The 21,055-nt window shown below is 36.9% G+C and carries 16 protein-coding genes and 1 other RNA gene; 13 read left to right on the top strand and 4 right to left on the bottom strand.

What is annotated here, in order from left to right; all coding sequences use genetic code 11:
- The first annotated feature begins 783 nt into the window (after window positions 1–783).
- From AC504W_RS25910 to hetI, 4 genes are all read left to right on the top strand, one after another.
- Window positions 784–1,512 carry a hypothetical protein gene (locus AC504W_RS25910; RefSeq protein ID WP_494875092.1) on the top strand — a complete coding sequence of 243 codons (729 nt, stop codon included), beginning with the start codon at window positions 784–786 and terminating at the stop codon, window positions 1,510–1,512.
- Between the two features lie 57 nt (window positions 1,513–1,569).
- Window positions 1,570–2,763 carry a hypothetical protein gene (locus tag AC504W_RS25905; protein WP_494875091.1) on the top strand — a complete coding sequence of 398 codons (1,194 nt, stop codon included), beginning with the start codon at window positions 1,570–1,572 and terminating at the stop codon, window positions 2,761–2,763.
- Between the two features lie 204 nt (window positions 2,764–2,967).
- Window positions 2,968–3,360, top strand: coding sequence for a carboxymuconolactone decarboxylase family protein (locus AC504W_RS25900; RefSeq protein ID WP_494875090.1), 393 nt, complete (start codon window positions 2,968–2,970; stop codon window positions 3,358–3,360).
- 42 nt (window positions 3,361–3,402) lie between these two features.
- Window positions 3,403–4,134 (top strand): 4'-phosphopantetheinyl transferase HetI, encoded by a 732-nt coding sequence (hetI, locus tag AC504W_RS25895; protein ID WP_494875089.1) that lies wholly within the window; start codon window positions 3,403–3,405, stop codon window positions 4,132–4,134.
- Between the two features lie 7 nt (window positions 4,135–4,141).
- Here hetI and AC504W_RS25890 read toward each other — a convergent pair whose 3' ends face one another.
- Both AC504W_RS25890 and AC504W_RS25885 read right to left on the bottom strand, forming a co-directional pair.
- Window positions 4,142–4,945 carry an SDR family NAD(P)-dependent oxidoreductase gene (locus tag AC504W_RS25890; RefSeq protein ID WP_494875088.1) on the bottom strand — a complete coding sequence of 268 codons (804 nt, stop codon included), beginning with the start codon at window positions 4,943–4,945 and terminating at the stop codon, window positions 4,142–4,144.
- A gap of 473 nt (window positions 4,946–5,418) precedes the next feature.
- Window positions 5,419–6,012 (bottom strand): MarC family protein, encoded by a 594-nt coding sequence (locus AC504W_RS25885; protein WP_494875087.1) that lies wholly within the window; start codon window positions 6,010–6,012, stop codon window positions 5,419–5,421.
- Between the two features lie 177 nt (window positions 6,013–6,189).
- On the opposite strand from AC504W_RS25885, the gene ssrA reads away from it, so the two are divergent.
- The 9 genes from ssrA to AC504W_RS25840 all read left to right on the top strand — a co-directional run bounded on the left by ssrA (window position 6,190) and on the right by AC504W_RS25840 (window position 17,185).
- Window positions 6,190–6,579: a transfer-messenger RNA gene (ssrA, locus tag AC504W_RS25880) on the top strand.
- A 169-nt stretch (window positions 6,580–6,748) separates the two neighbouring features.
- Complete coding sequence (locus AC504W_RS25875) at window positions 6,749–7,786, top strand: threonine aldolase family protein (protein ID WP_494875086.1); 1,038 nt, start codon at window positions 6,749–6,751, stop codon at window positions 7,784–7,786.
- Window positions 7,787–8,077: 291 nt separating this feature from the next.
- Complete coding sequence (locus tag AC504W_RS25870) at window positions 8,078–8,662, top strand: DUF2996 domain-containing protein (RefSeq protein ID WP_494875085.1); 585 nt, start codon at window positions 8,078–8,080, stop codon at window positions 8,660–8,662.
- A 395-nt stretch (window positions 8,663–9,057) separates the two neighbouring features.
- A complete protein-coding gene (locus AC504W_RS25865) occupies window positions 9,058–9,546 on the top strand; it encodes a hypothetical protein (RefSeq protein ID WP_494875084.1) in 489 nt (162 codons plus the stop codon).
- A gap of 194 nt (window positions 9,547–9,740) precedes the next feature.
- Window positions 9,741–12,680, top strand: coding sequence for a two-partner secretion domain-containing protein (locus AC504W_RS25860; RefSeq protein WP_494875083.1), 2,940 nt, complete (start codon window positions 9,741–9,743; stop codon window positions 12,678–12,680).
- A 197-nt stretch (window positions 12,681–12,877) separates the two neighbouring features.
- On the top strand, window positions 12,878–13,954 hold the full coding sequence (gene acsF / locus AC504W_RS25855; protein ID WP_494875082.1) for a magnesium-protoporphyrin IX monomethyl ester (oxidative) cyclase: 1,077 nt from the start codon (window positions 12,878–12,880) through the stop codon (window positions 13,952–13,954).
- Between the two features lie 201 nt (window positions 13,955–14,155).
- Window positions 14,156–14,599 (top strand): hypothetical protein, encoded by a 444-nt coding sequence (locus tag AC504W_RS25850; RefSeq protein WP_494875081.1) that lies wholly within the window; start codon window positions 14,156–14,158, stop codon window positions 14,597–14,599.
- A 400-nt stretch (window positions 14,600–14,999) separates the two neighbouring features.
- A complete protein-coding gene (locus AC504W_RS25845; RefSeq protein ID WP_494875080.1) occupies window positions 15,000–16,070 on the top strand; it encodes a DNA cytosine methyltransferase in 1,071 nt (356 codons plus the stop codon).
- 2 nt (window positions 16,071–16,072) lie between these two features.
- A complete protein-coding gene (locus AC504W_RS25840; RefSeq protein ID WP_494875079.1) occupies window positions 16,073–17,185 on the top strand; it encodes a hypothetical protein in 1,113 nt (370 codons plus the stop codon).
- A gap of 16 nt (window positions 17,186–17,201) precedes the next feature.
- Here AC504W_RS25840 and uvrC read toward each other — a convergent pair whose 3' ends face one another.
- Both uvrC and AC504W_RS25830 read right to left on the bottom strand, forming a co-directional pair.
- On the bottom strand, window positions 17,202–19,079 hold the full coding sequence (gene uvrC / locus AC504W_RS25835; protein WP_494875078.1) for an excinuclease ABC subunit UvrC: 1,878 nt from the start codon (window positions 19,077–19,079) through the stop codon (window positions 17,202–17,204).
- 203 nt (window positions 19,080–19,282) lie between these two features.
- Window positions 19,283–21,052, bottom strand: a complete 1,770-nt coding sequence (locus AC504W_RS25830) for a DNA methyltransferase (protein WP_494875077.1) — start codon at window positions 21,050–21,052, stop codon at window positions 19,283–19,285.
- Window positions 21,053–21,055: the final 3 nt, after the last annotated feature.

Here is a 21,055-nt window from a genome sequence, read left to right as displayed (position 1 = left end):
TTAACATTATTATGTATTTTTTTTACAAAAAAATAAGTATATACTTATTGATCTTAATATTTTCCTAATATTTAGAGAAAAAAGCCTCTAAACTTCCAGTTCCAGTGTTCAATTTTTTAAACTTGCTTACAATTAGGCATAAATGCCCTCTACCTAATGATAGAATTTTTGGTTAAATAATAGGACATAATTTTTCAATACTTAAATAAAAGTATGACTAAAAAATTACAAAAAGTTAGCATAGCTCAAACATCTAGAGTTCTTACTTACCAGGAAAAACAAAAACATCAGCTTGATATGTTACTTAGAAAACTATGTAATTATTATGACAATCAATTGGCATAAAAAACGTTAAGTTGTAACTATTAAAACTTTTTGTTGAATAAAATCACAGACATAAGTGACATCAATAACCATTTCTCCAATAAAAAAAAGCCCAAAAAAGTAAAATCTCAAAAATTCTTGTTTAGATATCAGCTTATTTTTATGTAAGTCAAGGTTTTACACATTTTTTGTCAGTAGAGCTTATTTAAAGTAAGTTGCAAGTGAAGATAATTTATACATTTATCAAAAATTAGTTAAGTTCTACAAAGACAGCACCTAGAAAAAATGTCACCCTGATACAGCTTTATGAAATCTTATCAATTGCTACAAGTAAAGCCCGTAGAAACCGCTAAAACTTCAAATAAATAAAATCTACTTTAGCTCTATGATTTAAGATCTCAACCTATATCTATTAAAAATCCCTATTATTTACACCACGGAAAAATAAAAGGTAAAAAAATGAAGATAATTCCATGTTTATCTAGGTCATTTACGTTGCAATTACTTGCGTTTGTCACAATATCTAGTGTGACAACTGTTAAAAATAGTTCGCTATCCGCTTATGCACAAGAGACTCCTACTGCTCCCCAAGCCACAACAACACAGCGGATTTGCTCTTTAGATCCGGTTGAAGATTTATTACCACCACCACAAGCCAAAACAAGTAACTCCTTATTTTCATACCTTGCCCAAGAAGGGTTTACTCAGAGCAAAGATGGTTCCTGGGTATGTTATGTCAACGATCCTAAAAAAGAAGGACGTTATTACACCTTATTTAAAGTTCAAGAGCAAAATGGCAAGCTAATTGGTAGTTCTTTTTTAGACGGTGGTACCTTGATTGAAGGTCAAGACAACCGCACCCTAGACTTTTTCATGAAGCTCATAGAGCATCATCTAGATGGCGATCAAGAAAATCGCCAAAGTATACGTAGATATTTAGAATCCTTTATCTCTTTAGTCAAAGAAGGAAAAATCGCCGCTTCCCGACGTGGGTTTCTCTTTGATCAACCCAACCGTGCTTTAGTTCTCTACCACACCCTTGGTACAAGTGAAGATACTAGTACCGGAAAACTCAAAGGTACAGCAATTACCCTCAATATTCAAATACCTGATAAAGTCAATTCCAACTCAACCAAGAATGGAAGAACAACCTCTTTGAGAGAGAATATCAAACCTAATCAAAAATAATGCTGATTGTTTAATTGCGTGTGAGTAGTATTTCGTTTATTGACCAGGAGATGTATCTTGTTAAATTTAACTGTCAAAAGCATAGGGATTTCGTTAACGTCTTTGGCAGTATTAGTATCTGTTTGCCAGCCTGCTAACGCACAGCTAAATGTAGGGCAGCGTAAAATCCAAAGAGGACTGGAACGAGAGTATCTCCAGTATCAGCTGGAAAACCGTAATTTAAGTGATGCGCTCGTCATTCCCGGATGTATTGTGGGTAGTGGTACGGGCTGTAATAAAACTGGAACAATTCTGCAACAATTATTAGCAGTGAATGGTGGCTCTAGTTACTACGATTTAGTCATTCGAGCCGCTGGGGGACAGCAAAACTACCAGAATTTCGCTGCTTTTTACGGCAACAATGAAAGACTTCCAGAAATTCCTTTTGCCTCGTTTTGGAAAAAGCAATCTCCATCAGTTGTGGATGGTTATCAATACGTTTTGGGTCAGTCTGTAAGCCGTAATCCAGTTGCTGGTTTAGGAGCAGTTACTAAAAACTTTGCTTGGTCGCCAATCTCTAGAGGCGATAACTCTCTGAGTCCCCGACAAGGGTTATTGGATTTTAAATATTCTTTTGGACGCGAACTATTAGTTGAGGTATCTAAAATTCCGAATCTGGAACAGCAGATCCGTGCTTTAGATTTGCCACCTGACATGACGCAGTTTTATTTGAATAACCTCTCTCGTGGGTTAAATGCGTTGAAGGCAGGAAATGATCAGGAATTACAAGAGAGCATCTTAAGAATAGTTTCCTTTCCATATTCATCAGCATCTACAGCAGATGGCGACTATGGACGTGTGCCACTTGACACACCCAAAGAGCTAGATAATATCGAAGGTATACCCATAGTTGGCGAAGAACTCAGCCCCAATATAGCTTTATTAGAGCCAGAGTCATTCCTTTTAGATGCTGATACTGCCATTGCTCTAGACGTTGGCACTTTAGCTGGCAGTGCTTTTAATCCTTTATATCTCAGTCCTCTTTTATTTCTGTTACTTCTACTAGGTGGAGATGGTGGTTCTTCCTCCGCAGTCACAGTTCCCCCTGTTCCAGTAGTTCCAGGTACTCCAACACCAACGCCAACTACACCTCCAACCACACCTCCAGTAAGAGTGGATGAACCATCAACGCTGGCTGCCATACTATTACTGACACCTTTACTGTGCATACTCAGTTATAAAAAGCGCTCTGCCAAGGTCAGCAGTTATTGAAAATAGTTGTTGTAGAACCTTTGACAAAATTGCTGTCTTTGAATAAAAATCCCTCGGTAGCTTGCCGAGGGATAATTTAATTTAGTACTTTTCACCTAAAAATATCCCACTTCCATAGAATACCTATTCGTTTTAATATGAGTGTGCCAAAATGCCAAATCAAAAAATTGGCATACGGAAAAAACTGAACATAGTTAAATTATTATGACCAAGCTAATTGAATACGCAGAAGCCAGCGACGAAGTACGAGCAGTCTATGATGATATTCGTGCAACACGCCAGACAGACTATATTAATAATTTTTGGAAAGCTTTAGCTAATCATCCTCCGACTTTGCAACGCACTTGGCAAACCATCAAAGAAGTGATGACTAGTCCGGGTGAACTTGATCCGCTAGTACGGGAATTGATTTATGTTGCTGTGAGCGTAACAAATAATTGTGATTATTGTATATCTTCCCACACTGCCGCCGCCCGTGCTAAAGGGATGAACGATGAGATGTTTGGAGAACTAATGGCGATTATTGGCACGGCAAATATGACTAATCGCTTGGCTAATGGTTATAAAATTCCGGTAGATGAACAATTCAAGTCATAACAAGGAGTTGGGTGGAAAACCTTGTGACTATGTATAACTCAAATGACTAGTCTGAATTATCTATGGCTACCTGCACCAAGCAATGTAACTTTATTAGCAAATGAAGTTCATATCTGGCGAATTGACTTGGATGTAGCCGACTCACAGCTAGATTTTTTCGCTGCAACTTTATCTAGTGATGAACTAGCTCGTGCTAACCGATTCCGTTTTCCAGAACATCGTCAACGTTTTATTGTCGGCCGCGGTAGCTTGAGAAGTATATTAAGCCGTTACTTAAATATTGAGCCGCAACAGGTACGATTTGATTATGAACCTCGTGGTAAACCGCTGTTGGCTGATACTTTAGCTACTAGTGGTTTATTTTTTAACTTGTCACATTCTCAGGATTTGGCTTTGTGTGCAGTAAATTACACACGCCAAATAGGGATTGATTTAGAGTATATGCGCTCTGTATCTGATTTGGAAGCTCTGGCTGAAAGGTTCTTTTTACCGAGAGAATATGATTTGGTGCGATCGCTTCCTGCTGATCAACAACAAGCAGTATTTTTCCGCTATTGGACTTGTAAGGAAGCTTATTTAAAAGCCACAGGTGATGGAATCTCTCAATTAGAACAAGTGGAAATATCTCTCACACCTACACAACAGGCTAAATTACTCACATCCGCAGACTGGAGTATTGTAGAGTTTACCCCTGCTGATAATTATCATGCAGCTGTGGCTGTGGCTGGTTCTGTTTGGGATCTCAAGTGTTGGCAATTCACTACTATTTTTTAATTAATGATTATTTATCTTCCTGCATACTTCTGACAATTTTTGGTACTAACTTTCTCGGTACGAATCTGACAATTTTGGCTAGGAATTTATTCATCAAACCAGGAATCACCAAGGTTTTGCCTTTCATCAAGGCATCATAACCAATTTGGGCTACAGTTTCAGCATCCATCATTTTTTGACGCTTCACCAGGTTGGAATCAGCCATCCCAGTTCTTTCATGAAAAGCTGATGCTGTTGTACCTGGACACAGCACTGTCACACTTACACCTGTACCTTCTAGTTCATTGGCGATCGCTTCAGAAAAAGATAATACATAAGCTTTGGTAGCAAAGTAAACTGCCATCAAAGGCCCTGGTTGAAAAGCAGCAGCCGACGCTACATTTAATATTTTGCCTTCTCCTTGTTTGATCATGTCTTTGAGGAATAATTTAGTTAAATGTGTCAGACATACTAAATTAACTTGCAGCATTTCTAGTTCAGCATTCAAGTTTGTATCACTGAATAATCCATAAGTACCAAAGCCAGCATTATTGACTAGTACATTAACTTGAATATTTGCTTGTTGTAACTCCCTAAATATTTCCTCTGGTGCTGTTGATACAGCTAAATCTTTGACAATCTCTTTGACAGCAATAGGCAATTCTTGTTGAAATTTTGCGGAAACTTCTGTCAGTTTAACTGCATTTCTATCTACTAATACCAGATTATAATTGTTCCGAGCAAAAATACAGGCTAATTCGTAACCAATTCCACTCGCAGCCCCAGTGATAAGAGCAGTTTTTTTGCTCTCTGCTTGGTGTGTTGTGTTCATATTAGAAAATTGGTGAATTCTACTGGATTAATTTTTCATGAAATTACAGCGGTTATCCATTAATCACAATTAAATAACCTTGACGAATCAGTATCTAGGCGATTTATAGGATATGAAATTCTCAGATACTTGGATAATGCTTGAGTTAGAATTTAAACCAATGCAGTCATGTCAATTGAGCATTAGGATATTTATTCCTAAATTTTTGCAAAATGAAAGTAGTACTTAACTTTTATTTTTGATAGATAAGTAAGTAGTTACTCACATACGATAAATAAAATTTTATGCTGAACAATTCCTATCTTATATTCAACTGTTTAATTGATATGTCAGATATGAACCTTTATCTATAAAATCTGACATACCTGATTACTTTCCAACGCAGATATAGATTGATACCATCAAATACGATCAATCATCACTTTCTGCTCAAAATTCCGAACTATTTCTTGCCAGCAAATTCACAATATTTCTTAGTGTAGAAACAACTCTTTAATTCCTGTACTGCCAATTTCTACGGCTAACGCTGCTAATAAAAAACCAAATAGCTGCGTTACAATTACCGTACCCTCAACCCCAATGAATTTATCAATCTGGTTCGCCAACCGCAAAATTAACCAAGTGACCAACATCGCCACCACAATACCCAGCACTACACCCAAATGGGGACTCTGAGATTTTGACATTAATAACATCACTGTCGTCAGCGTACCCGGCCCGGCTAATAATGGCAAAGCTAAGGGTGTAATTGCCACATCCCGTCCTGCTTCTTGAATGGGTGTATCTAGTTCTCCTCGCAGCATTTGTAAGGCGATTAACAACAGCAATAACCCGCCAGCCACCTGCAAAGATGCCATACTGACTTCGAGATAACTTAAAATATATTGACCAGCAAAGGCAAATAACAACAGAACGGCGATCGCTACAATACTTCCTTTATCAATCACTTTATTTCTATCTTCTGGTGTCATGCCTTTGGTTAAAGCTAAAACTATTGGTACATTGCCTACAGCATCTGCCAAGACAAACACCGCAATAAATGTTTGCACAAAAACGGAGGTATCCACAGTAGCGCGAGTTGATCAAGGTTCAATCACAACTTACCTTGAATCTGGCTCTGTTTTCTAGAATCTATAGGAATATTGCCATCAAAGGCGATCGCCCAAAATCAGCCTTTAATATTTCTTTGTCATCTTGTAACACATTTTTCTCACTAGGAATTATAATAAAGATATAAACCACTTGGGTCCGTAACGGTTTCGACAGGTTGGCGAACGCTACTCTGTGATTCAGGTCGAGAGTGAGTCTCCTCTCGCAAATCAAAGGCTCAAAAAAAAGTAAATGCGAATAACATCGTTAAATTTGCTCGTCGGGAAGCTCTAGTAGCTGCCTAAAACGCCTCTTATAGGTTCGAGCGTCTCTAGTTTGACTCCGTTAAGGATTAGAGACCAACCCCCAACGGATGCTCTAGCAAGCGTTCTCTGATTGGCTTGTTAGCTAAGATTAAATCAGAGCATCCTACGTTCGGGATAATGAACGATTCCCGCCTTGAGGGTCAGAAAGGCTAAACCTGTGAATGAGCGGGGGGTCAATACCCAATTTGGACAGCAGTTCGACTCTGCTCGGATCCACTAAAGATAACCAACTAATCCACCAAACAATTGTTTAGGTGGATTTTGTTTTATTGAGATAGAGAATAGAGAGTAAATTGTTTGTACCTGATTGAAGATTGCTATAGTAGTTCAAACTAAAATTCAAATAATTTCCCATTAATGAATGTAGTAATTTCTTATTCAAAATAATATGAGTATGAATGCCGAACAATTTGCTAGTGATAATTACTCCGGTCTTTGTCCAGAAGCACTAGAGTATATGCTGCAAGCAAACCTTGGTAGTGCGCCAGCCTACGGTAATGATGAATGGACTCAAAAAGCAACTGACTATTTTCGAGAACTATTTGAAATTAATTGTGAGGTATTTTTTACCTTTAATGGTACAGCAGCAAATTCTTTATCTTTAGCAGCATTATGTCAGTCTTATCATAGTGTGATCTGTCATGAAACAGCACATATAGAAACAGATGAATGCGGTGCGCCAGAATTTGCCTCTAATGGTTCTAAACTGCTATTAGCTCCAGGAGAAAATGGCAAATTAACAGCGCAAAGCATAGAAGCTATTGTCACCAAGCGTCAAGATATTCATTATCCTAAACCTAAAGTTATTAGTATTACGCAATCAACAGAATTAGGAACTATCTATACCATTGAAGAACTTTTAGAGATTCAAGAAATTGCTCAGAAGTATAAATTAAAAATTCACATGGATGGCGCTCGATTTGCTAATGCTGTCGCTGCAATCAATAAAACCCCGGCAGAAATAACCTGGAAAAGTGGTGTAGATGTGTTGTGTTTTTGCGGAACAAAAAATGGTATGGCTTTAGGGGAAGCAATTCTTTTTTTTAATAAAGCCTTAGCAGAAGATTTTGATTATCGCTGCAAGCAAGCAGGACAACTAGCTTCTAAAATGCGGTTTATTTCTGCGCCTTGGTTGGGTTTACTAGAAACAGGTGCGTGGCTAAAAAATGCCCGTCATGCTAATCAATGTGCAGAATATTTAGAAAACCAACTATTACAAATAGATGGTGTAGAAATCATGTTTCCGCGGGAAGCTAATGCTGTGTTTGTCAAATTACCAGAGCAAGTTATTCAAAAGTTAAAAGAGAAGAATTGGCAATTTTATACATTTATCGGTGTCGGGGGAGTACGTTTTATGTGTGCTTGGAATACAACTAAAGCCAGAATGGATGAGTTAGTGAGAGATATTCAGGCCGCGATCGCCTAAACTAGTACAACAAATCATAAACAAATAAAGAGTCTAGCATCATCTGTTAAACTTTTTCTCTTAAGCTATGTCAGTGCAACCGGGAAAAGACTAAATCCTTATACAAGTAATACTCAGTAATACAAAGTTTTTCTTCAGAAATATCAGCTTTTTAACTATGATCCATTGACTTTTGACTATGGACTATTAACTCTTGACTATCAACTAGCTCTTATATGTCAAAATCAAGATAAATTAGTACAGAAAGGTGAGCGATCGCTCTGAAAGCTAGATAAAGGATTGACCTGAGCAATGGCAGACGAAACCAATCACAATCAAGCGGGAGAGGTAGCTCCCAGCACCAGCGAACCAGTAGCTACAGATATACCTACTGCCAATACACCAGACCCCAAAGCAGCCAACCCAAAAGTTAACCCTAACGCTGCTAAACCCGCCGCCGCGAAAGCCGCAGATGGAGAAGAAAAACCAGCTGCTGCTAAAGCCGCGAAAAAAGAGAAAGCCCCAGCCGTTGAAGATAAACCATTTCCAGAGTTTATCCAGCAAGAGTACTTACCAGCTTTGCAAAAGGCGATCGCGGAGGAAGGCGTAAAAGATTTACAATTATCTTTTGCTAAACAAAAACTGCCCATCGCTGGCTTACCCTCAGACGAAGAATACTGGCAAGTTGTTGGCAGTTGGCAAAATGGCCAGCGTCAATTTAACGTGTATTTCCCCGACGAAGATATTCAAGGGCAAAAAGGATTTTCCTGCAACGAAGGCAAAAAAACCAGCACTCTTGAGTCATTCTTAATTGACGAACGCAAAACTACCCTTGACTTGTTGGTATTTGGCTTAGTGCGGCGCTTGAATAGTCAAAAATGGTTAGGTAGAAATTAGACATTCGGCAAAGAATAAATCCGTAAACTATTGTTACAAATCAATCCTTTGTGTTACCAAAGGAAACATATCTCAGGAAGTAAGAGAAAGAAACTAATTTGAGCTTTCCTCTTGCTTTCTGAGATTTTTTAATATCCTTTTGGCAATTCACACCATGAGAAGTGCAACAGATTTTAAATTATTTTTATTTAAAAAAAATACAAAATTTAACCAGCAAATAGCTGGATTTAAAAGTAGTATAAATTCAAGCCTTAGTTATATATCAAATCAGTTAGACAGAGTAATGTAAAACACACTAAATCTCATGGATAGTGTAGCTCTCAAAATAGAGTAACCAGCACATTATTTTATAACTGATAGGACAAATTCATTGCTGTGCCTCAGGAGTTATTAATATGTTTCAAGTTTGGCAAAATCGACTATTAAAATTGTTTTTTGTAGTCATTCTAACTATAACCGTACTATTTCCTGGAAATACTGCCTTAGCAGCTAAATCTACAAGTATAATTCCCGAACAAATGGTAATTGTAAATCAAAATGTTACGCAGAAACCCATTGTTATAGCACTATTAGGTCTAAGTCAAATGCGCGTAACATCCATAAAAAATTCTAGTACTCAGGCAGGTCAAGTAATTGTTGTACTCCAAGGGACTAGTGTCAAAAAAACTAGCATTTTATCGCTCGCCCCAGGAGAAGAATTACCGCTAAATCTTGACACCTGTTTTACCACAACAACAACCGTACAATTTGCTGATGCGGTTACAAAACTTCAAACTCAGCAAACACTTTCTGCTCTGAATTTTGCAACTGTGTCTTCAAACACAATGGATTTTAAAGGTTACAAGGTTAATTACCAAGTTTCGCCTCAAACTTGCCCATCCTAGGCAATACAATATAGCAGTCCGATCTAATTTTTGAAAAATATCAGTAGGAGCGAGCATCTGTTCGCTCCTAAATTGGAGAAAGATAAAGTGTGATTAACTATCACTAATTAATAACTATTTGTTTAATTTTTGCTCATTTATTTATCACAAAACTATCTTAAATACATTAACAATTAACTCAGGCACACAGCATAATGAAGAATTACATTTTTAACTCTTGCTTAGTTAGTGGCATAATATGGTGTTGTCTGACTCCGATAAACGTTATTCAAGCTCAAATTATTCCTGATACAACACTACCTAAAAATTCTGTTGTTACACCCAATAAGATGACATGGGAAATTACAGCAGGTACTGTAGCAGGTAATAACCTTTTTCATAGTTTCCAGAAATTTAGTATTCCTGAAATGCACACAGCAGATTTTATCAATCCTAGTGCAAATATTCAAAATATTTTAGTTAGGGTAACGGGTGGAAGCCGTTCTGATATTTTCGGGACTCTCAAAACTTCTGGAATTGGTAGTCCAAACTTATTTTTGCTGAATCCTCATGGAATCTTATTTGGCTCTAATGCTAGTTTAAATGTTGGTGGCTCATTTGTGGCTACAACAGCAAATGCGATCGCATTTGGCAATCAAGGTTCTTTCAGTGCATCTGTCCCCAATAATCCAGCATTACTTACAGTCAATCCTTCGGCTTTTTTATTCAACCAAATTATTGGTTCATCTATTACCAATAAATCTACATATCAAAATCCATCCACACTATCTGTAATTGGTCTATCAGTTCCTAATGGTCAAAGCTTATTGTTATTAGGTGGTAGTGTCACTATAGATGGCGGACATTTATCTGCTCCAAGTGGAAGAATTGAATTAGGAGCAGTAACCGGACAAGGAAGTGTAGAACTGAATACAAATAATCAGAATCTGCGTTTGAATTATCCCCAGAACTTAATGCGAGGCGATATTTCAATTATCAACGGATCTGCCAATGTGAATGTGAGTTCTAATAGTGGTGGTAGTTTGATAATCAATGGCAGAAATATAGAAATTACAGGTAGTCAGCTAACAGGTGGTCTGACCGATAATGGAACTCAGGCGGGAGATATTATCATTGATGCAACAGAAAGGATAAATATTACAGAGAGTAACATAACCAATAATCTTGGAGGCTTTTTTACTTCAGCCACAGGTAATACTGGCGGTATTGATATCAAAGCTAGATCACTGTTTTTGAATGATAGTTTCATTAATAGTGATGTGGGTAATATTTTCTCTTCAGCCACAGGTAATACTGATGGTATTCATATTCAAGCTGGGTCAGTATTATTGAATAATACGACATTGAGTGCTAGTACCTATGGAACAGGAAATACTAGTGGAATCTTGATAGAAGCGAGTGGTGCTGTTTCTATTGGTAATAACAGTGTCATTAGTAGTGATATTAATAGTGGTGCAATAGGCAACACAGATGGTGTTCAAATCTTGGCTGATGCGGTTTCTTTAAGTAGTACGAATGGGAATAGTAGATTGACCGCCATCTCTTCAGGACAGGGTAATACAAATGGAGTATTGATAAAAGCTAATAATTCTGTTGTGTTAACTAACAGTTCCATAAGCACGACTGCGACTCAAGAGAGTACTGGTAATGCTAGTAACCTGAATATCCGAGCTAGAGATATTTTTTTAGATGCCTCCTCCTTAGATTCATCTGCCTTCAATACAGGGGTTTCTGGCAACATAATCATTAAGGCTCAAAATATCTTCTTAAAAAACAGGAGTTTTATTGGAACTCCAGTAGATGGTATGGCTAGTCCAGGACTAATTGATATTAATACTAGAAACCTAACTTTAACTAATGGTGCAGCAATTTCATCTGCAACCACTGGGTCAAGAAATGGTGGAAACATTCAAATTAATGCTACTGATTCGGTCAAATTAGTAGGATTTTCTCCAGACCCAGAATTCAGATTTTATACTTCAGGTTTATTTACTGACACCGTGGGTAATGCGATTGGTAAAGCGGGAAATATTGACATTACAACTCGGAGTTTGCAGATAACAGATGGAGCATTAGTGAGCGCCAGTAGTGGTAGTGCAGGTACTGGCGGCAACATTAATATTATTGCCGATACCGTTGATTTAAATAATGGTGGTCAAATTCTGACTAGTGCTTCCAATATTGGAAATGCAGGTAACATTACTATCGAAGCAAAAAATAGGGTGAGTATTGCTGGTAGCGACCCGACTTTTGCAGCGCGTCTGGCAGAATTTGGTAGTGACTCAATTAATAATGACGGTGCTAATAGTGGTTTATTTGCTCGTGTGCGAGGTAGTGAACGCGCCAGTGCTGGGGATATAACAGTAAATGCTCGTTCTTTACTACTAAATGAGCAAGGCACAATTACAACGGGGACAACTGCTGGTGAAGGGGGAAATATTAATCTCAATGTGAGAGATATTGTATTACTGCGAAATGGTAGTAGTATTTCTGCCAATGCAGGTACTGCTAACGCGGGGGGTAATGGGGGAAACATTAATATCAACACTATATTTTTAATTGCGGTCTCTGGTGAAAATAGCGACATTAGCGCCAATGCTTTTAATGGTAGGGGTGGCAGAGTAGATATTACCGCGCAAAGCATTTTTGGGATTACACCACGTTTTAGAGACACAAGGTTTAGTGATATTACTGCTAGTTCTCAACTGGGAGTGAATGGAGAAGTTACTATTACTACCCCAGAAGTTGATCCTATCCAAGGCTTAAGTGAATTGCCTGCTACAGTTGTTGATAGCTCAACATTACTGGCAGCTGATTGTTCAAAAGACGACGAGAATGACAATAGCCAATTTATTGTGACGGGACGTGGTGGATTACCTGACAATCCTTATGAAGTGCTTGGTAGTGATGTTCTGTGGTCAGATACTCGCGGTAGAGAGATTATCGCTAGACGAAATCAACCCATAACTACGAAATCACCTTCTGTAAAAAAAACCGTGACAATTGTACCTGCCAATGGTTGGGTCTTCAATGGTGCTGGGGAGGTTACTCTCATTTCTGATGTATCTGGGGCGGCTGATAATCCTTTAAAGTCTAATGCTTACGCCTGTCCCAAAGCAACAGCGATGAAATAATTGCCGATAGTTCAAATTTGCGGAGAAAAAGTTTGAAGTATTGTTGCAACTCTTAACGTTTCACATACCAGTTTTCCGCTGCCCCTTGGTAGACTGAAATTTATACAAATTAATTATTGTCCTTTGCTGCGCCTTATGAGAGCATTACTTTTGGTTCTCTGGCGTAATCAAGATAATACACTCGTGGCAATCAAGACATGGTAGATTCCCTCAAAAAACCAGGCTTTGAAGAAATACGGCCAGGGATAAAAGTCCCGGCAAAAGAAACCTTATTAACACCACGGTTTTATACTACCGATTTTGATGAGATGGCACGGATGGACATCTCTGTAAATGAAGATGAGTTACAAGCCATCTTAGAAGAGTTCCGCACTGACTATAACCGCCATCACTTTGTTCGGGATGCCGAGTTTGAACAATCCTGGGATCACATCGACGGGGAAACTCGCCAGTTGTTCATTGAATTTCTAGAGCGTTCTTGTACAGCAGAATTTTCTGGCTTCTTGCTGTACAAGGAATTAGGCCGCCGCTTAAAAGATAAAAGTCCCCTCCTCGCTGAGTGTTTCAACCTTATGTCACGGGATGAAGCACGTCACGCTGGCTTTTTGAATAAAGCGATGTCAGACTTTAATTTGTCTCTAGATTTAGGGTTTTTGACAAAGAGCCGCAATTACACTTTCTTCAAACCCAAATTCATTTTCTACGCCACCTATCTTTCCGAAAAAATCGGTTATTGGCGTTATATCACCATTTATCGTCATTTAGAGGCGCATCCCGAAGACAGAATTTATCCAATTTTCCGGTTCTTTGAAAATTGGTGTCAAGATGAAAACCGTCATGGTGATTTCTTTGATGCCATCATGAGAGCGCAACCACAGATGCTGAATGACTGGAAAGCGAAACTGTGGAGTCGGTTCTTCTTGTTATCTGTGTTTGTGACGATGTATCTCAATGACATCCAACGCAAGGACTTTTACGCTTCTATTGGTTTAGATGCACGGGAATACGATATTTACGTCATCAAGAAAACCAATGAAACCGCAGGTAGAGTCTTCCCGGTGATTTTGGATGTGGAAAATCCAGAGTTTTACGATCGCCTGGATTTATGTATCAAGAATAACGAAAAATTGGGTGCGATCGCTAACTCTAATACACCCAAGTTCTTACAATTCTTCCAGAAGTTGCCATTATATATCTCCAATGGTTGGCACTTCTTGAAGTTGTATTTGATGAAGCCAATTGATGCTGCTACTGCTCATGGAATGGCTCGTTAGATTTCCAAGATAATTTGATAGGCATGGTATTAGTTAATTAATACCATGCTTTTTTTATTACCTTTTACCTTCCTATTTCCCAGCAATTTACTGAAGTTATAGCGTTAGTCTTCATAAGTTTTTGATTTTAATATCAATAATTTTGCCCTTGTAGTAGTAGCTAAATTTATAGATAGTAGAAAAAACTTGATATTGAAGACGATGAAATTACCCTTAAAAATTTCTACGGTTCTTGCAAGCATGACAATTTTAGCATTTCCTGCTAATGCTGAAGTCTCAGAATCAGTAATGAAAAATATGAGATTTTTTATTACTAGTGAAAATTTATTGATTGCTGCAAATATTCAAAGTGGCTCTGCTTGCTCTTTAAACCAAGGCGTTTCAGTTACAAAAATGTCTGGGTTTAAAACAATCAATAAAGGTAAAGGTAATGTGAGGGTTGTAGGCAGAGTCGAAAGTTTTCTTTCAATTAAAAACAATGAGATATCACCAGTATCAGGGAAATTTCAAAGTAATGCTAGAGTCCGTACTGCTGACTGGTTAATTAGAAATACAGAATATTACCCCGAATTTCTGAGCGAAATGGCAGATTGTACAATAGAAGGGGGATTAAAAAGAATGCAATTAGACGCTCCTTCACCTTGAAATAATGAAAAGCGTCAACAGCAAATCAATTTAGCTGTTTTAAGAGGGATGAAAATAATCGTAAATTTCCTGCGCTAGTCGTGGGACGATTCCGGAAACTTCGGAAGTTCAGATAGGCCTTTTTTTTCTTTTACTGTTCGCTTTTCTCGACAGGTAACTTTGTTAACTGAACCGTATTGAGTTATAAGTTATAGAGTTAGAAATATTTTGTTGTCGTCTACATTTACTGAGATTCTCAACATATTATTTATACAAATTTGAATAATGATGGCGACAAACAGATTACTGAAAATTGCACCAATAAAATCTTCCACAATATGGAATCAAAAATTGAAAATCCAAAATAGTATTATGTTATAATGCCTTATTCAGACGTTTAGAACAGTATTTAATAATTTTTATGGAGGAAGCAAAACTAAAATTTGCTGATTTATTTGCTGGAATTGGAGGTTTTAGATTAGCTTTTGAAAAAGCTGAGTATGAATGTGTATTTTCCTGCGAAATTAATGAAGCCTGCCGACAGGTTTATTTGAATAATTTTGGAGATATACCAGAATATGATATTAGAAAGATTGATCTACAAAATCTACCTTACTTTGATGTTTTAACAGCGGGGTTTCCTTGTCAACCTTTTAGTATTTGTGGAAGAAGAAAAGGTTTTCACGACACTAGAGGCACTCTATTTTTTTATATTTGCGAAATTATTGAACATATTAAGCCACCTGTTGTTGTACTTGAAAACGTTAAGCATATATTACATCATGATCAAGGAAAAACATTAGAAGTTATATTATATTCCTTAGAAGATATCGGTTATGAAGTAAATTATGAGATACTTAACTCTACGGATTTTGGATTGCCACAAAATAGAGAAAGAGTAGTATTTGTGGCTACGAAAAATAGAAAATTTGATTTTGGTCTTCTCAAAAAAACTTATCCATTTCCTACTCTAAAAGAATTTTTATGTACTGGAGGAGATTTTGAATATTTAAATCCTCAAGATTACACAATGATAGAAAACCCAAAACAACAAGCCTCTGGCTTGATTTTTGTAGGTTATCGCAATAAAAATATTTGGAAAACAGGTATTAGACCAAACACAGAACATTTATCTAGGGTTCATCATCAACCGAATAGAATATATTCTATTAAAGGTGTACATCCAACAATACCTTCTCAAGAGACTTCCGGTAGATTTTTTATTTATATCCCCGAAGAAAAAGCTGTTCGGAAATTAACTATTAGAGAGTGTTATAGAATTATGGGTTTCCCTAATAATTTTAAAATCCATAGTAATTTAGGAGAGTGTTATAAGCAAATAGGTAATTCTGTGGCTATACCAGTAATGTATGAACTTGCTAATCAAATTAAGAAACAATTCTTTGAAAATTCAAATATTGAAAATGTAATCTCTAATCATTATAAAAATTCTTATATTGAGCCACATATTCAACTAGAATTGCCCCTTTGATAATGAATCATAGAGAAAAACTTCTAGAAATTTATCAAAATCTACCTGAAATTGAAATTAATCAAATTCAATTACCTCAAGAATATCAAAGTTATCTTGCGGAAATTGCTAAAAAAAGCTTTAGCAGCAAAGGTGCTTATACTGTATTAGTTACTCTCTTAGTACATAAAATTTTAAATCCAGCACAGGATATTCGATACCACCAAGCCAAAATGACTGGTGGTTTCTCAGGAAGAAGTATAGATACAAAGTATATTACTCCTACATTAACAGAGTTAGGCTTACCCGCAATGGCTGAAAGTGGTTGGTTAACTCGTTCTTTAGAACAACCTTATCCCTATACATTAGAATATGAAGGCAAAATAACTCCTGTGTCTTTAAAAAAAGCATTTCTGAATGTTATTGATTTTGTGCAAAAATATCCTGAAAAATCAGAAGATATATTGAAATTACTACTGAAATTTATCAAATCAGCTAAGGATGATAACTTGGTTGAGATTATTAAATTAACCAATCCTGAAAAACTAAATATTAAAAGTATAGTCCAGGCTTTAGATGAACATTTTAACTATAACTATGAAACTTTTGGCGGTTCAAAATTACCTGTTATTGCTTTCTATGCCATCTATCAAATTTTAATTAGAGAAATCTCCAGATATAGATCATGTAAACTGGGAATATTAGGTAGTCATACAGCTTCTGATAGAACTTCTAAGACTGCTGGAGATATTGAAATATTTGACCAAAATAACCATCTTGTTGAAGCTATAGAAGTAAAACATGGTCAAGAAATAAGTTTACAAATTGTCTATCGTGCTAGAGAGAAGATTATTAAATATAATCCTGGTAGATATTATATTTTTGCTTCAAAAGATATTAAGCAATCAGACGCAGATAAAATTAACAACCTAATTAAAGAAATTGCATCCGAACATGGCTGTCAAGTAATTCTGAATGGAATTATCCCGACAATTCAATATTATTTAAGGTTAATCGAGTCCATCAGTGATTTTATTGAGGGATACTCTCAGTTGATAGCGTCGGATAATGAACTACAAAAAATACACAAAGAAAAATGGAATGAGATTTTAGGCAGATTAATGATTGATGAATGAAAAAAATTCAGCTATTTTAAGAAGGATGAAAGTAATCGTAAATTTCCTGCGCTAGTCTTGTCCCAATTCCCGCAACTTCGGCGAGTTGGGCGGGTGTAGCTTGGCGGATATAATCGACTGAGCGAAAATGCCCTAATAGTTGCTTTTGCCGATGATGTCCTAAGCCGGGGATTTCATCTAAACGCGATCGCTTCAGTTTATCACTACGTTGTTGCCGATGGAAACTCACAGCAAAACGATGGGCTTCATCTCGTAACCGTCTTAGTAACTGTACTCCTGGTTGTTCTGCATCGGTTGGTAAGGGTTGTGACTCTCCTGGTAAAAAAATCTCTTCACGCTGTTTTGCCAAACTCACAACTCGCAAGTCTTCTAGTAAGTTCATCTCTTGCAACACAGTGACAACAGATGATAACTGACCTTTACCGCCATCAATCATAATTAAATCAGGCCAGTCAGGATTGCCTGCGCGTTGTAGTTGGGTATCTTCGCTATATTTACGAAACCGCCGTTGAATGACTTCGGCTAAACTGGCAAAATCATCAGAATGTCCAATTGTCACCGTCGGATTTTTGATTTTGTAATGGCGATAATATTGCTTACCCGGTAAACCATCAATAAATACAACCTGAGAAGCAACAGCATTAGAACCTTGAATATGGGAAATGTCGTAACCTTCAATGCGGTGAGGTAAGTCTGGTAAGTCGAGAATATCAGCTAAATCTTGCATGGCTTGATTATTGCGATCGCCCAATTTTTGCATTCTTTGTAATTCGTATTGGGCATTACGCTCGACCATCTCAATTAATTCTGCCTTAGTTTGGCGCTGAGGAGTGAAAATTGTGACTTTTCTTCCCTTACGCTGCGTTAAAACATCCGCTAATATTTCTGCGTCGGGTAAATCATGTTGTACCAAAATCTCAGCGGGAATTTCTACCGCATCAGCAGTTTGGTAATGTTCTTCTAAAACGCGTTGTAAAATTGCACCTGGTTCAGCTTGTGCATCAGCAACAAACGCTAAACGTCCGACTAATTGTCCAGCGCGAATCTGAAATAATTGAATGCAGGCGTGTTGTGTATCTGCCGCTAAGGCTATGGCATCCCGCGAAACTGTATCATCTGGTAAAGATACTTTTTGATCTGCGGTCAGAGATTTTAACCCAGAAATTTGATCACGTATTCGCGCCGCCGATTCAAAGTTTAAAGCTTCGGCGGCTTTGTGCATTTGTTCACTCAAAATATCAATCAATTCTTGAGTTCTACCTTGGAAAACCATCGCTACTTTCTGCACAGTTTTGCGGTATTCTTCTGGTGAAATTAATTGTTGACAGACACCAGGACAACGCCCCATATCATAATTTAAACAGGGGCGGTCTTTAAATAATGGTTGTGGTCGTTGTCGCAGAGAAAAGATGCGCTTACTGATGCGGAGAATTTCTCTTAATAAACCTGTATCTGTATAAGGCCCGTAAAACTTATCTTTTTCTTTACCTAGTTGGCGTTTGCGTGTGATGAAGATGCGGGGATAGTCTTCTGACCAAGTGATGCAGAGATATGGATATTTTTTATCATCTTTGAGCAGCACATTAAAGTATGGCTGGTGCTGCTTAATTAAATTGGCTTCCAAAGCCAAAGCTTCGGCTTCGGTGTCGGTGACAATAAATTCAATTTCTGTTACTTGTCTCGCCATTGTGGCGATGCGTTCGCTTTTTGTATAACCTTCACGAAAATAAGAACGCACACGCGATCGCAATTTCCGCGACTTACCTATATATATAATGCGATCGCTGCCATCCCGCATAAAATAAACACCTGGTTCCGGCGGGATTTCAGCTAATCGGCTTTCTAAACGCTCTGGATCTTTGACTAGTGGTAGGATTTGAGCAGATGTTGTCACAATTAAATTTTTGGTAATCTGACGCTTTTACCTACTTCTATTTTAGAGAATAATTTGCTCTTGCCGAAGGTAGTGATGGTCAGCCTTCAGAGACGATACTAGATTTTAGTATAAATACATACAATTAACCAAATCACGTATCAAACAGAATCTGAATCAATCACAGCTTGATCCTAACAATCGAAATTAATCAAAACTCTTATTTAATCTTTAATCAGAAAAAATACTGATTCATAATATGAATCAAGAGCGCGAGGACGGGCATTTTTATTTTTTTTATCAAGCTCTATATCAAATTTTTCCTGTACAGTAAAACCGACACTTTGAGCTAATTTATAAAATATTTCATCACATTTTACCTTATAGAGAACTTCTCGCGTACTGTATTTATAAAATATACTTTCCTTGCCAATTACATATATAGCCACTCCCTTTGGCATCAAAACTCTATAAGTTTCTTCTAAAGCTTTTCTAAGATTCTGATAATATATAACTGTTGGAGTTGCCTTTATGTATCTAAGCTCATCTGATTTTAGCCAATTATACAGTTCTACTACTTCATTGGGAACTGCATCTAATATCAGTTCATATCTATTCTTCATAGAACCAACACTCTTAACTTCAGCAGCCTCTATTTCATCATCTGACATTAAGTTAAGAGCTTTTATTGAGATGGCTTTACTCACTAAATAATTTTCTCTACCTGATGAAGCTGGAAGATAAGGAGGAGATGTTAAAATAACGGAAACACTCGATGATTGTAAGGGAATATTGATTGCACTGTCACATATAATTTCTACATTCCCTAATGATAGATTATAAGCCTTAATTAATGTCTGAGAAACAGAAATAGTTTTGATAAGAGACTTAAGATTAGCTGTAACCATCGAGGATATATCAGATTTGCCAATTTCCAGAGCAAACCGGCCTACACCTGTTCCCATCATTCTAATATTAAATTTTCTGCTAAGTGCATCACTTAAGCAGATACTAACCACTAGCTTAGTATTTTCATCTTCTATTTCTTGGATAATTCCTATCCAGTATGCAATTTCTTGTTCATATTTATTCTTCTCTTCGAGATTGCCTTTTTTCTCAAATTTTAGAGCAATCTTTTTAGGAAATGAGTAAATATTATCTGTTATATTTTTAGCAAATAACGGATATTTAGTCTTTTCTGCTGTATCAAGAATCTTCTTAACCTGTTCTGTTTTAATATGTGGTACAAGCGTTGTTAATTTAGATTGAGATATTAAGCAAGATAGCTTATCTATATCTATACCAACTGAATCAAAATTGAGTAGAGAAGCCTCAACCAAAGCTGTTCCACTGCCAACAAAAGGATCAATTATTTTTACTTTTCCATCTTTTGTTCGAGGAGCTTGTTTAGCAATAGACACAATAAATGACCGAATCATTCGAGGAAAAAACTTAGCTTTATACTTATGTAAATTATGTACATGAGGAGTTGATGTGTTCCTCCGAATGAGAGACTTATACCAATGTGATTTAGTATTTTTTTCACAAGACGCTATTGTTTTAACTAATTCATTGATGTCATTTTCTGATACTAGTTTTGTCTGAGAGTTAGTCAAAAACTCGCTTGCTGCCATAAGAGGAAGCATAACTATCATTTCGGTGTTCGATTGCTTGCATTTAATCCACCAAGAAGCAGGAGGAAGCTGTATCAAATCTATACAATCATCAGGACACCAAATTTCCTGGATAAAACTTAATTGCTTTACTATTTCAGCAATCGGAGTATCCATTTCCTTGACAACATAACCAATAATTCCATCTTCACGAATATAGATATGAGCGCAGGATGGAGGAAGGTTAATGTGTTTGGGTAACTCTTGTGAATTATAAATTGGAATTAAAACTTTAAAGAATGATTTAAGTTCCCTTTCTGCCAAAAAAATATCAGATTCAATGAAAATATTGTTTCTAAGTTTACAAAATAGAATTGTCATATA

The sequence above is a fragment of the Nostoc sp. C96 genome, assembly GCF_059384975.1.
The sequence above is the reverse complement of the archived record's forward strand: the minus strand, read 5'-3'. Positions and strand labels throughout refer to the sequence as shown.

Bases quoted from the DNA above. Each gene is read 5' to 3' on its own strand.
- AC504W_RS25910 (WP_494875092.1), top strand. From the start codon at position 784: ATGAAGATAATTCCATGTTTATCTAGGTCATTTACGTTGCAATTACTT.
- AC504W_RS25900 (WP_494875090.1), top strand. From the start codon at position 2,968: ATGACCAAGCTAATTGAATACGCAGAAGCCAGCGACGAAGTACGAGCA.
- hetI (WP_494875089.1), top strand. From the start codon at position 3,403: ATGACTAGTCTGAATTATCTATGGCTACCTGCACCAAGCAATGTAACT.
- AC504W_RS25890 (WP_494875088.1), bottom strand. From the start codon at position 4,945: ATGAACACAACACACCAAGCAGAGAGCAAAAAAACTGCTCTTATCACT.
- AC504W_RS25875 (WP_494875086.1), top strand. From the start codon at position 6,749: ATGAGTATGAATGCCGAACAATTTGCTAGTGATAATTACTCCGGTCTT.
- AC504W_RS25870 (WP_494875085.1), top strand. From the start codon at position 8,078: ATGGCAGACGAAACCAATCACAATCAAGCGGGAGAGGTAGCTCCCAGC.
- AC504W_RS25865 (WP_494875084.1), top strand. From the start codon at position 9,058: ATGTTTCAAGTTTGGCAAAATCGACTATTAAAATTGTTTTTTGTAGTC.
- AC504W_RS25860 (WP_494875083.1), top strand. From the start codon at position 9,741: ATGAAGAATTACATTTTTAACTCTTGCTTAGTTAGTGGCATAATATGG.
- acsF (WP_494875082.1), top strand. From the start codon at position 12,878: ATGGTAGATTCCCTCAAAAAACCAGGCTTTGAAGAAATACGGCCAGGG.
- AC504W_RS25850 (WP_494875081.1), top strand. From the start codon at position 14,156: ATGAAATTACCCTTAAAAATTTCTACGGTTCTTGCAAGCATGACAATT.
- AC504W_RS25845 (WP_494875080.1), top strand. From the start codon at position 15,000: ATGGAGGAAGCAAAACTAAAATTTGCTGATTTATTTGCTGGAATTGGA.
- AC504W_RS25840 (WP_494875079.1), top strand. From the start codon at position 16,073: ATGAATCATAGAGAAAAACTTCTAGAAATTTATCAAAATCTACCTGAA.
- AC504W_RS25830 (WP_494875077.1), bottom strand. From the start codon at position 21,052: ATGACAATTCTATTTTGTAAACTTAGAAACAATATTTTCATTGAATCT.